This window comes from Burkholderia oklahomensis C6786 (genome assembly GCF_000959365.1).
Lineage (GTDB): Bacteria > Pseudomonadota > Gammaproteobacteria > Burkholderiales > Burkholderiaceae > Burkholderia > Burkholderia oklahomensis.
Genome location: NZ_CP009555.1, coordinates 1,125,989 through 1,138,673, shown reverse-complemented (window position 1 = coordinate 1,138,673; position 12,685 = coordinate 1,125,989). Strand labels below are relative to the sequence as shown.

The 12,685-nt window shown below is 68.1% G+C and carries 6 protein-coding genes; all 6 read right to left on the bottom strand.

The features are described 5' to 3' along the window. Nucleotides 1-25: 25 nt before the first annotated feature. Nucleotides 26-358, bottom strand: coding sequence for a nucleotidyltransferase family protein (locus tag BG90_RS04985; RefSeq protein ID WP_010113917.1), 333 nt, complete (start codon nucleotides 356-358; stop codon nucleotides 26-28). A gap of 288 nt (nucleotides 359-646) precedes the next feature. Next, nucleotides 647-1,006, bottom strand: coding sequence for a carboxymuconolactone decarboxylase family protein (locus BG90_RS04980; RefSeq protein ID WP_025989652.1), 360 nt, complete (start codon nucleotides 1,004-1,006; stop codon nucleotides 647-649). 381 nt (nucleotides 1,007-1,387) lie between these two features. Further along, nucleotides 1,388-7,486 carry a toxin TcdB middle/N-terminal domain-containing protein gene (locus tag BG90_RS04975; protein ID WP_010113919.1) on the bottom strand — a complete coding sequence of 2,033 codons (6,099 nt, stop codon included), beginning with the start codon at nucleotides 7,484-7,486 and terminating at the stop codon, nucleotides 1,388-1,390. 37 nt (nucleotides 7,487-7,523) lie between these two features. Then, on the bottom strand, nucleotides 7,524-10,793 hold the full coding sequence (locus BG90_RS04970) for a Tc toxin subunit A-related protein (protein WP_010113921.1): 3,270 nt from the start codon (nucleotides 10,791-10,793) through the stop codon (nucleotides 7,524-7,526). A 1,015-nt stretch (nucleotides 10,794-11,808) separates the two neighbouring features. After that, nucleotides 11,809-12,150, bottom strand: coding sequence for a hypothetical protein (locus BG90_RS04965; protein WP_010101653.1), 342 nt, complete (start codon nucleotides 12,148-12,150; stop codon nucleotides 11,809-11,811). A gap of 61 nt (nucleotides 12,151-12,211) precedes the next feature. Beyond that, a complete protein-coding gene (locus BG90_RS04960; protein WP_025989653.1) occupies nucleotides 12,212-12,589 on the bottom strand; it encodes a hypothetical protein in 378 nt (125 codons plus the stop codon). Nucleotides 12,590-12,685: the final 96 nt, after the last annotated feature.

Below are 12,685 nucleotides of genomic sequence, written 5' to 3'. Positions count from 1 at the left end.
TAACGTGCGAGATAACGGATATGACCTAATCACGCTGGTAGACCAACGCGGCACAGCATCCAATATATGCGACGACGCGAGACATCGGGTTTGTGAGATCGTAATCTTGGAGGTGCACTTCATATGGGACGAGCGCTGTCATCTCAGCCTCCCATTCAGCGCGGTGACTGCCCCACGAATCTCGTGCCGTCTCATCGTTGCCGACAGGGTCGATTTCCATGGCAACATCGAGATCGCTGTCGGTCCGCTGGACGCCCTTGAGTCGGCTGCCATAAATCCATAGCCGTCGTACATGGGAATGCTCCTGCGCCCATTCGCGCAGCCGTTTTATGGCGTCGAAGAGACCGTCGTCGATCATCGTGGATCTCCATGGCACGGATTGTCTGTCTCTCACTTTAAGCCATTGCCCGCCCGACGCCAGAAAATACGTGTACCGCCACCACGGCCACAGACTTTGCACCGAAGCGAGAGTCCATCGCACAGCCGATCGACTGCTTTCGAGTCGTCACTGTCGATCGACAGTTCCTAGCCGTTAACCGACATGCCACTCGATAAAAAAACCATCAATCCCAGCACAATATCCTCGATATTCACCGAATACCCACAAAGTCTGAAAACCAGCTATGAAAGCCCCCGGCTTCACCTCTCATATCCCTCTCTCACCCGCAAACTCCTCAAACGCCTTCAACGCATGCGCCGCATACATCATCGAAGGCCCGCCCCCCATATAAACCGCCGTCCCCAAAAGATCCTCGAATTCCTCCCGGGTCGTCCCCAGCTTCACGAGCGTCTGCACGTGAAACCCGATGCAATCGTCGCAGCGCGACGCGATCGCGATGCCGAGCGCGACGAGCTCGCGCGTCTTCTTCCCGAGCGCGCCTTCTTTCGTGCCGGCCGCCGCGAGCGCGGCGAACGCCGACATCAGATCCGGTTGCGTCTTGCGAAGGGCGCGCATTTGCGTCGCGACTTCGCCCGTCAATTCCCGATAGCTTTGTGGCAGAGCCATGATGTTTCCCCGATGACGCGTAGCGAATGAAGCGACACCGATAGCTCACGCCATCGCGCATGCCGATCGAAACGACGGATGCTTTCTCCGAGTTTCGAACGCGCATGCCGGCGAGACCATTTCGTCTGATCTATCGCGCGAGACCGCGCCAAATCGCACGAGATCGAAATGCCTCTAACGGATCGCACTCGCCATCGAGCATAAGAAAGCCAGCCCACGACGATTTGATCTGCCGCAATCAGTCATCTGCAATCCGCCTTCGGCAATCGGCCGTCTGCAATTCGCGCCGCGCCCGAAGCATCGCGTCTTCACGCATCCCCCGATTCCACACAAAACGCCCGCCGCCATCGAATCCGATCGCGCGCCCGCCACGAGCCGAATTCACCCCGTATTACTCGGACTCCCCGACCCAAACGCCCGATTGAACGCCGTCTCGAAGTTGTTCACGCCGCTCGTATCGACGATCTGCGCCATCGTCGCCGCGTAGTCGATGAAGTAGGGCGCGGCGCCGAGCAGCAGCGAGATCTGGTGCGCGTAGCTGAGTCCCGCTTGATCGAGCGCCATCGATGTATCGACGAGCCCCGCGAATCCCGCGTCATTCAGCACGCCCGGCCCGAGCCACGAGATCGGGATCGAGAACCAGCCGGCTGCCTGTTCGTTCGTCGTGACGAGGTTCGGCAGCAGGCCGAGCATGTTGCTCGCGTTGAAGCCGCCCGGCATCGACAGTTGCGCGAGCGATTCGGTCACGCCCGCCGCGTTGTCCGCCGAGTTGATCGCCGTCGACGTGCTCGTGAAATCCGCGAACTTCTGGCCGAACGCGCCGATGTTCAGGAAGTTGTCCGGCTTCGCCGCGCCGCTGATGCCGGTGCCCGCGATCGCGCCGATGCCCGCGCCGAGCAGCGTGCCGAGCACCGCGCCCCACGCGGCGCCCTTCGCCATCGCGATCAGCATCGATTCGGCGTTGCCCTTGCCGCCCGCGTAGCCGATCGCGAGCCCCGTGCCCGCGCCCGCGAGCGTGCCCTGGATCGCGCCCGCCGCGACGAACGACAGGAACGTTTTCGTGCCGCCGATCAGTGTGTCGATGCCGGCCGCGGCCGCGCCGCCGAGCGCGCCGCCGATCAGCGACGTCGCGCCGCCGAGGAAAGCGCCGAGGAACGCGCCCGCCCACAGGTTGCCGCCCGCCTTCTGCGCGGCGAGTTCGCCCGCGATCGCGCCGCCCAGGCTGCCGAGCGCGACGCCCGCGAGCAGCCAGCCGCCGATGTTCGCGGACAGCACGCCGAGCGCGACGAGCGTCGCGCCGCCCGTGAAAATCGCGCCGACGACGCACGCGGCCGCGAGGATCGCGATGCCGATGATCTCGAGCACGCTCAGGAAGCTGCAGCCGTTCGGGTCCGCGAGCAGGATCGGATTGCCGAGGCAGTACACGTACGGGTTCCATGAGCCGACCGTGTAGACGCTCGTCACGATCGGGTCCGGGCTGATGAACTGGCCGACGCGCGGGTCGTACCATCGCAGGCCGTGGCAGACGAGGCCCGTCGCGTCCGTCGTGCCGAGCGCGAGCGCCACTGCCGCGACGCTGCCCGTCGGCGCCGCGCCGTCCGCCGGACGCGCGTAGCCGAACGGCGTCTGCCGCACGCGCGTGCCGTAGGCGCCGTTCGAATCGGTGACGAGGTCCATCACGCCGAGCGCGTTCGGATGCACGAACGTCAGCGCGCCGCCGATGTCGGCCGCGATCCGCTGCCTGCCGAAGGTGATCCACACGATCGCGGTGTCGCCCTGGAATTCGACGTCTTCCGTCGGGCTGAAATACGTTTGCGCGCCGTTCGTCGTCGAGCGCACGCGGCGGCCCTGGTAGTCGTACGTGTGCGCGATGTGCGTCGCGTCCGGCAGCGTCACGCCGGTCAGGTGATCGGCCGCGTCGAACGTTGCCGCGCCGAAGCGGCCCGTCGTCATCCGGCCGGCGCTGTCGAACGCGATCGGCGCGCCGCCGATCGACGCGAGCCGGTGCGTGCCCGCTTCGTAGGTCAGCGCGCCCGCGTCCGTGACGGCGGTCGCGTTGAACGCGTCGTCGAAGCTCCAGCCGTGCGCGTCGGCGGCCGCGGCGCCTTGCCGGTAGTTCGCGCTCGTCAGGCGGCGCAGCGTGTCGTAGCCGAAGTCGACGCTGTCATCGGCCGCGTTCGCGCTCGCGAGCGTCTTCACGAAGCCGTCGCCGCGCGTGAGCGTCGTGTCGCGCAGCACGTTTTGCGACGCGTCGAGCACGCGCACGCGCGCGATGCCGCCCGCGTTCGCCGCGTAGTCGGTCAGCGTCGACGCGCCGTTCGCATAGTCGATCGACGTCAGGCGTCCGAACGGATCGTAGGCCGCCTCGTTGACGACGCCCGACGCGCTGACGAGCCGCCCGTCGGCCGCGTAGCCGTATTCGATCGTGCGGCCCGCGCCGCCGGATGCGGTCGCGGGCAGCGTCGCGCTCGCCGTGCGGCCGAGCGCGTCGTACGTGCGCCGCGTGACGAAGCGCTGGCCGGTGCCCGTCACCGCGCGCGCGGTCGATGTCTTGCGGCCCGCTTCGTCGTATTCGAAGACGAGCGTGCCGATCTCGTCGGTGATGCGCCAGAGGCGCGTGAAGCGATTCGCGGTGATGTCGTCGGCGGGCGGCGTGCCGTTCGCGTCGACGTATTCGTAGCGCACGCGCGGCGTCGTCTCCGCGTCGTGATAAACGTTCGTCACGCGGTTCATCGCGTCGACGTCGGTGCGCACGATCTGGCCGGCCGCGTTCGTGCGGGCCCGCTGGTTGTCCGACGCATCGAGCAGGAACACGGTGCGGCCGGTGTCCGGGCTCTGCTGCACGAACACGCGGCCGAGCAGGTCGAGCGTGAACACGATCTGCGCGCCGCCCGGCAGCGTCACGTGGCTGACCTTGCCCGACGGCGCATAGCCGTATCGCTGCTCGACCCAGTGGTCGCCCGCGTTGCGCGCGACCGAGACGAGCTGGCCCGCCGCGTCGTAGATGTGCCGCTCGACGTCGACCGCCGCGCCGCCCGGCCAGGTCTCGCTCGTGATCACGGCGTCGCCTTCGCGGCGGCTCGTGACGACGAGTCCGTCCGGCCGCGCGAGCCGCACGAGCCGGCCGAGCGCGTCGTAGATCGACGTCGTCGCGCCCGTGCCGTCGGGCGGCGGCTGCCATGCGTCGCCCGTCGCCGTGTACGGCAGGAACGACGCGGCGACGATGCCGCGCGCGTTGCGCCGCACCGCGTTCGTCACGGTCCACTGGCCGGCCGCCGCGGCCGGCGTGCCCTTGCCGAGCACGTTGCCCGCGCCGTCGATCCACGTGACGGCGGGCACGGTGTCGTTGGCGCCGTGCGCGCTGCGCGTCGCGCTCGTGATCGTCGAGATCGCGCCCGCCGCGTACGAGAACGCGATCGACGGCAGCGCGGCCGTGTCGAGCGGACCGATCGTCGCGACGACGCGGCCGAGCGCGTCGAACACGTCGGTCGTCAGGTGGCCGTTCGCGTCGGTGAGCGACGCGGTCTGGAATGCGCGCGCGTCGGTCGTCGCCGATACCGCGTTGCCGAGCGCGTCGATCACCTTGACGACGCGCTGGCCGCTCGCATCGTATTGCAGCGTCTGCGTCGCGCCGAGCGGGCCTTTCGTCGCGAGCGTCGGGCCGGTCGCGTTCGAGCCGCGCTCGTGCGCGCGGCGCGTCTTCCACCAGCCGGTCGCGTCGCCCGGCAGCCGGTGGTAGCCGTATTGCGTGAGGTCGGGGGCGCTCTCGCCCCAGATCGACGCGACGAACGCGTCGTCGAACACGCGGTCTTCGATGCGCGTGACGAGGCCGCGCGTCGCCTGGCCTTCGGGCAATCCGGCGAACGCGTCGCCGTCGTAGAAGCAGACCGATTCGGACACGATGCCGCCGTCGGGCGCGGTCTGCGTCACGCGCGCGGGCATTCTCAGGTTCTTGCCGCCCGTCGCGAGCGTCGTCGTCGTCGTCACGTCCTGGTCGGGCGCGGCGACGCCGGTGCGTTGCGCGCGCGTGCGTTGCAACGTGACGTCGCCTTCGTTCGTGATCGCGAGATAGTCGACGGTGCGCGTCGACACGATCGCGTTCTGCCGCTCCCAGCGCTCTTCGGTCGACGTCGTGCAGTACGGCACCGCGATCCGCTTGCCGTCGCCGAGCGACGAGGCGACGAGCAGCGCGTCGTACGCGTGCCGCGTGACCGAATAGGGCCGGCTCTCGAGCGCGGAGCCGTCGAGGCCGTACGTCGCGGTGACGAGCGGCTTGCGGCGCAGCGCGCCGAGCTTCAGCGCTTCGTCGCCCGTGAGCGGCCGGCTCGGATCGGCCGGATCGAGCCCGAGGTGGAACGTCGTCTCGACGCGCAGCGTCGGGCACGTTGCGTCGCCGAGCTGCTCGCTGTCGACGCGGCCGAAGCCGAGAAACGTGCGCGTGCCGGGATCGTAGCGCGCGTCGTGATACGCGTAGCGGGTCGTCGTCGTCGCGCCCGTGCCGTGATCGGTCTGATCGGTGCCGGCGACGCACTGGATCGGGAACGGATGATAGGTCCGCCACGGCTGGCCGGCCTGCGCGTCGTCGCGCGCGTACTCGGTGCTCGTGCGATAGCGGACGCGCGTGCTCTGCGCGGCGCCGTGCGACAGATCGCTCAGCAGATACGGCTTCGTGCCGCCGCCGAGATCGAGATAGCTCTGGCGCGACGCGCCCGCGATCGACGGCAGCTGGAAGTGCACGCCGGCCGTGCCCGAGCCGAGCAGGTCGACGACCCGATAGCTGCCCGGCAGCGCGATCGGCGTGCCGGCGATCGCGATGGGCGCGGCGAGCCGCGTCGCGCCGACGTTGCGCCACAGCGTCACCGATTGCAGGCCGACGTAGACGAGATCCGCGCAGCCGTCGCCGTCGACGTCGTACAGCGCGAGCCGGTGCGGATCGAAATCGCGCGCGAACGCGGGCGACGGCGTCATCGATATCGCCGCATCCCAGCCGCCGTCCGCGCGCGCGGGCCAGTACGTGACGCCGCCGCCCGTCACGCGCACGATGTCCATCAGGCCGTCGCCCGTCATGTCGGCGAGGTGCACGTGCGGATCGGCGAGCGACACGGGCGGCGTGCGCGCGGGCGGCAGCACGCGCGGCGCGTCGGACCACGTCGTCGGGCCGTCGCGCAGATACATCAGCCAGCCGCGGCCGGTGTCGAGCAGGATGTCGGTGATGCCGTCGCCGTTCAGATCGAGAAAGCGCAGCCGCACGTCGCCCGGCGAGACGGCGGGCGCGCGCTCGAACACGATCGGCCGGCCGAAGCCGGTCGGCTCGGCGCCGCCCGGCGCGGACAGCGGGTAGTAGCCGGAGAACGGCTCGTCGAGCACGAGGACGTCGACGCTGCCGTTGCCCGACATGTCCGCGAACGCGACGGAGGGCGCCGACAGGCGCAGCGGCGCCGCGGTGCGCGCGAGCGGGCGCGGCGCGCCGAAGCGTCCGCCGCCGAGGTTCGGATGCATCGTCGGCATCCCTTGGCCGAGATGGACGATGTCCGGCAGCCCGTCGCCGTTCAGGTCGACGAGATCGGTGTTCGGATCCGACAGCGGCGTCGTCCAGCCCGTCACCGGCACGAGCGCCGGCGCGCCGAACTTCGAGTACGCGAACGTGCGATCGGGCGCCGTGAGCACCGAGCCGTCCGCCGCATGGCCGTGCTCGCGAATCGTCGCGAGCTGCGAGCGGCCGTGTCCGTGGTCGTCGTCGTACAGCAGCGTCCAGCTTCGCACGAGGCTCCGCGCTTCGGTCGTCACGTGCAGCTCGATGCGGCTGCAGCGTTTGTCGAGCGTGACGGGCGCGCCGTAGCTGCCGTCGACGAGCACGTCCGGCCGGCTCTCGTATGCGAAGACGAGCTGATACGTGCCCCACGCGATCGTCTGCGGCACGCGGCTGCCGCCGTCGGCGAGCCACGTGTATGCGATCGCATTGCCGGCGCTGTCGGTGCAGCGGTCGACGAGCCACGCAACCGGCAACGCGCCGTCGCTGCCGATCTGCGCGTTCACGGTCGTGCCGAGCGTGTATTGCGTGTCGCTCTTGTCGGCGGCCGTCCACGACGCGCCCGTGAATTCGATCAGCAGTCCTGTCGCATCGACGATCGGGCGAAAGCGCTGCGCGCCCATGTCGACCAGCTCGCCGACGCCGACGAGCGTGCACGCGCCGGGCGGCGCGGGTTCGGCCCCGCCGGCGGCCGGCGTGATCTTGCGGCGGATCGTCATCAGGCCGAGCGACCAGCCGATGCCGAACGGCCCGTCGCCCGCGCCCGCCGAGTACTGCAGCGTGTGCGGCGGCGTGATGCCGTTCGGGCCGGCCGGCACCGTCAGGTCGAACTTCAGCGTCGCGGTGCCCGTGTTCAGATCGACGCTGAAGTCGCCGCCATCGCCGCTGACCGATCCGCCGCCCGACGGCAGGTTCAGGATCTCGTCAGCGGTACCGCTTGTCTTGGCCACGGTTCGCCCCCTGGTCGGAATTCGGCTGCGAAGGTTCTTAGCTGCGCGGCTTGAACGCGTAGTCGATGACGAGCACGAGATTGATCAGCGACGACAGGTCGAGCTTGCCGCCCGGCGCGAGCGACGGATTCGCGGCGGCGCTCAGCGTGAGCGTCCAATCGCCGAGCGCGGAGCCGCCCGTGACGCCTGCCCACGCGCTGCCCGCGCCTTGCGACGAGATCGCGCCCGTCGCGCCGGTCGTGCCCGAGATCGCGCCCTTGCCGGGCGCGGTCAGCGCGATCGTGACGTTCGACGCGGGCGTGCCCGGCTTCATCGCGACGAGCAGGCTCGCCGCGGTGACGGTCGGCGCGGTCTGGTCGATCGGGAAATCCGCGGCGGACAGGTTGAGCGTCAGCGCGCCCGTCGACACGAAGCCGTAGAACAGGTCCGGATACAGCCACGCGAGCGGGATCGACCGTTCGCGGTTGTAGTAGCCGGGCCGGCTCGCGAGCTGCGCGAGCACGGGCTGCACGAGGCGCGGGTCGAAGCGCGCTTCGTAGATGAACGTCAGCACGACGTCGGTCAGTGTGCCGTAGTTGATGTCGTTGAGCGCGGGCGGGAAGCTCAGCGTCCAGCTGCTCGCGACGCCCGCGCCTTCGAAGATGCCGGTCTGGTTGTCGGGCGGCGGCGCGAGCACCGCATCCTGCACGGGATCGTAGTCCGAAATGACCTGCGTCTCCGCGCTCTGCACGCGCGCCTTGCTCGGCGCGGCCGGCGTCGCGACGTCGGCGGGCAGCCGGTAGAACGAGATGCCGTCGTTGCCGAGCGTGCCGGAGATGCCCGTCGGCGGCACGATGCCCTGCACCGACACGAGCACGCGCCGGATGCGGCCCTGGCAGGTGCCGGGATACGCGGAGTCGAAGTCGTCGAGCGTCGTCTCGAACGCCATCGTGCCCGTCTTGCGCAACTGCGTTTCGAACAGATAGCCGTAGCGGCTCGCGAGCGAGATCGACTGCTTCAGGTATTGCTTCTTGCCGCGCGTCGCGTTGACGAGATCGTCGGTGAACGACTGGATGTCGGCCATCAGCGCGTCGGCGGCGAGCAGTCCGTCGACGACGCCCTGATACGACGCCTTGATGAACGACACGCTCGTGTCGTTCTCGAAGTTGTACGCCTGCTGCATCAGCTTCGCCGCGCGCAGCGCCATGTCCATGTAGCGCTCGTAGATCTGCGCGACGAAGTCGCCCATCGCTTTCCAGACCTGCGGCGTGAACGTGTCCGCGTCGAACACGCCGAGCGTCTGCGCGGCCGCCTGCGCATTGAGCTGCGCGACCGCGAGATTCGCGCCCGCCGCCGTCACCTGCGCGTTCGCCGCGGCGAGCTGCGCTTGCGCCTGCACGGCCGCCTGCTGCATCTCGGTCGTCGTGCGGTTCATGCCGTCGATCTGGAATTGCTGGCTCAAGCGGTTCGCGGCGAGATTGGTCGCGGCCGCGACGGTCGCCGAGTCGCCCGAGATCGTCTGGCCCGACAGGTACTGGTTCGCCATCGCGCTCACGCCGTTGTAGTCGCCGTCGTCGCCGCCCGATACCTGCTGGCCCGTCGCCTGGATGATGATCACCTGGCTGTTGAGCGCGCCGTACTCCTGAGCGTTTTTTGCGGCGTTCGTCGCGCGCGTCTGTGCGAGCGTGACGCCCGCCTGGTATGCCTGCGCCTGTGCCTGGGCGACCGCGAACTGCTGCTGCGCGGCGTTGATCTGGCCGTTCGCCTGGGCGACCTGGTTCGTGAGCTCGGTCTTCGTCAGCGTCGCCTGGTCGGCCTGGTTCCAGAAATTGACGACCTGGTTTTCCGCCTGCAGCGCGAGCTGCGCGAAGTTGATCGCGACCTGCTGCAGATAGCTGAACGACCAGATCGGCACGGCCGCCGCATAGTTGCCCCAGTAGTCGAGCCCCGCGCCGATCTGCACGAGCTTCGCATAGATTTTTAGGAGCGCCGTCGCGATCGCGACGTCGTCGGCCGATACGCCGCCGATGCCCGATTGCGCGAGCGTCGCGAGCTGCGGCAAGAGCGCGGTCGCGCTCTTCGCGGCGACCGCGAGGCCGGCGAACTGATAGAGCGACGTCGCGGGCGCGGCCGGGCTGCCCGGCGTCACGACCTTGCTGTAGATCGCCGCGGCGCCCGCGCGGTCGCCTTGCCGGTAGAGGCTGTCGCCCCATGCGCCATAGAGCCCGGCGAGCGCGACCCATACGTACGGGCCTTCGGTCGTCGTATTGAGGTACGTGTAGCCCGCCGCTTGCAGGTAGTAGGTCTCGGCGTTCGCGTAATCGCCGAGCGCCTGGTAGCACTGCGCGATCGCGAGCGGGATCGTATAGAAGTAGTCGTGCGGGAGCAGCACCGAGCGCTCCCACAGGCTGTTCGCGTTCGACAGCGCGTCGGGCAGCGCGGCCGCGGCCGCGTGCGGCGCGTAGAGAATCGTCTTGATCGACGCGATGTCCGGATTGCCGCTCGCCGCCCACTGGATCGTCTTGACCGCGGCTTGCGCGCCGCTGCCCGTCAGGAGTCCGACCTGCTTCTGCGCGAGCAGCGTGATCGGCACCTTCGGAATCGGCAGGATCTTGATCGGCGCGATCGCCGCCGGCGCGAGATCGATGCCGCGCAGCGGCGTCATGCTCGCCGCCGCCGGATGAATACCCGGCGACGCGGACGGCGCGACGTTCGGATTCGCGGACGGGTGCACGGTCGGATTCGGGATCTGGGGCGGCGAGAACGCGCTCACGACGGTCTCGTCGAGCGCCTTCGCGCGCGTGACGGCCGCGCTGCTCGCGGCGCTGTTGCCTTGCGTCGTGTAGAGCGATGCGAGCTGCATGTCCGACAGCGCCTGCGCGGTCGCGGCCGGATTCGCGCTGACGGGCGTGAGCCCCGCGCCGTGCAGCGCGGCGACGCCCGCAAGCTGCTGCGCGGGCGGCGGCGTCGCGGGCCGCACGGGACTCGCGGGCGCCGGCACCGACAGCACGTTCAGCCATTGCGACGTCGCGGACAGCAGCGAATCGAACAGCGCGGGATCGCGCGGCAGCCGCGACCGCAGCCTGCCGCCGAGCCCGGGATCCCATTGCGTATCGAGCTGCGCGTAGATCAACGATTCGCAGGCGAAGTAGTCGCCGAGCGCGTTGTCGTACGCGCGGGCCTTGAACGACGCGGCGGCCGACGCGAGCAGCGCATCGATCTGCGCGAGCAGCGCGGCGTCCGTGTTCGACGTGCCGATCGCGCGCGGATTGACGGGCGGACGATCGATAAAGCTGTAGGTCAGTACGCGCTGAGTGAGTGAAAGCATCGTGGCGCCCCCCGGAAATGGCGTTCGGCCGCATTCGATCGCCGGCTGGCAGCCGAGCGGCCGAACGCCTGGTTCACTGTTGCAACTCTGTTCACGCGGACAGCAATGGCGGCCTCGAGCGGCGCGCGCCGCTTCGGCCGAGGCAATGCGAAATCGAATACCGGCGTTTCAAGACAATAGGCGTGCTTGCCCGTGTGCACGCGGGCCGCTATGCCTGATTAAATGATTCCTTGTCTCAATATCGTTATTGTCAGATCAATTCGACTGTCGAGATTCTCAAGATTCGCCCGCAAGGACATACCGCCGGCAGCCAGGTCGAGACGTGTCCCGTTCTTGCGTGGATGCGTGGGGACTCCGTTGTGGCGTGCGCCGCGCGCAAGCGATTTCTTTGTGATTTCGCGCGCTTGCCGGAACGTGGCTTGCTCTACTTTAGGCGGATATTCGATTAAGTCAATTCATCTTTGAAGCAATGCGTTCGCTATTGGCTCGGCTTGCCGATTTCATTTAAAAGGCGGTTAATTTGCGTTGACAATTAATTAAGAATTACATGTCGGTGCGCAAGAGCGGGGCGCCTGGCTTCGCCGTCTCGAAGCGACGGCATGCGGCGCTCGCCGCGCCTTCTCATTCGGCATCCTGACAGACGTATTTCAATCCGATGTCGGAATCGGCGAAACGCAAGCGGGATCGCCGCGCCGCTCGCGCGTCGTTCCCGGCCGCGGCCGAAAAAACAAAACCCGGCGATCCTGACCGGACCGCCGGGTTTTTCGTTTGCGCGCTTCTTGTTTGGTCGTTCCCGTCGCATTCGGACGGGCGTGCTTGTGTTATCGCGAAACGACACCAAGGTGCTACCGAAATAGTTTTTATTCCGGACGGACGATGCGCAGTCTGCCGGGCGCCGTTTCGGATCGACGGCGCACGATTTGCCGAAGCCGATACCCGTCGCGCGTGCCCCGCTTGCCGCCGCCGCGGATCACCGCGGCGGCCGGTTCGCAGTCAGCCGGCCCTCGTTCGACGGTCACAGGCCGAGCGTGCCGCTCTTGCTCGTGCCTCCGATGATCGGCGCGCAGACGGTAAGCCTGTAGTCCAGCTTCTTACCGGGCACATCGAGCGTCAGATCGACTTCGGACTTCAGCTTGTCGACCGCGCCGCCGAACTTGCCGCTCGGATGCGCGGGGTTCAGCGTGCAGCCGCCGATCAACTGCCGCGCGATGTACAGCTCGGCCGTTGCGGAAGCCGGTTCCCCGCTGACGCGAAATTCCAGCGTGACCGGACCGATCGTCACCGAATGTCCGGACGCGTTGAAAATACTCCCGTCGAGCTGGTCGGCCCGAATATGTGCGAGCAGGTCTTGGTTCATGCCCGTTCTCGGTTGTTGTCGTCAGGCGATCGATCGGAGCGCAAGCGCGGCGTTCGTCTGCTCACTCGGCGTCGAGCGTCGCCACGGGCGCTTGCGCGGCGTCGTGACAGAACAGCCCGACCCTGACGGGAATGATCCCGTTCGCTCCGCGGATGAAGATCTCCTTGTGATACTGGCTCTCGAACGAGCAAGTCGGCGTCCGGTACTTCTTGACGGTCGGCGACGGGCGCCCCGCGATGCCCACCACCTCGAGCAGCACCCCGCCGATGAAGCCGGGATCGTGCGCGAGATGAATGTTGCCGACGAAGAGCGGCGCTTCGCCTTCCGCGACGATATGGAAGAAGCCCGGCACGTGCGGGCTCAAGGCCGTATACGTGGCCTTTGCGCTCGCGACCGAGACGAGGACCCGGCGTGGTTGGATGATGTCCGACGAACTCATGTTGGTCTCCGCGCGCCGCTTCCCGCAGCGTCATGTATCGAGAGAAGCATCGTTGCCGGCATGCGGCAGTGCCGGTGAAACGAACAGTACGGCGGC

Excerpts from the sequence above, each read along its gene's own strand:
- BG90_RS04965 (WP_010101653.1), bottom strand. The coding sequence starts at position 12,150 with ATGAACCAAGACCTGCTCGCACATATTCGGGCCGACCAGCTCGACGGG.
- BG90_RS04985 (WP_010113917.1), bottom strand. The coding sequence starts at position 358 with ATGATCGACGACGGTCTCTTCGACGCCATAAAACGGCTGCGCGAATGG.
- BG90_RS04980 (WP_025989652.1), bottom strand. The coding sequence starts at position 1,006 with ATGGCTCTGCCACAAAGCTATCGGGAATTGACGGGCGAAGTCGCGACG.
- BG90_RS04960 (WP_025989653.1), bottom strand. The coding sequence starts at position 12,589 with ATGAGTTCGTCGGACATCATCCAACCACGCCGGGTCCTCGTCTCGGTC.
- BG90_RS04970 (WP_010113921.1), bottom strand. The coding sequence starts at position 10,793 with ATGCTTTCACTCACTCAGCGCGTACTGACCTACAGCTTTATCGATCGT.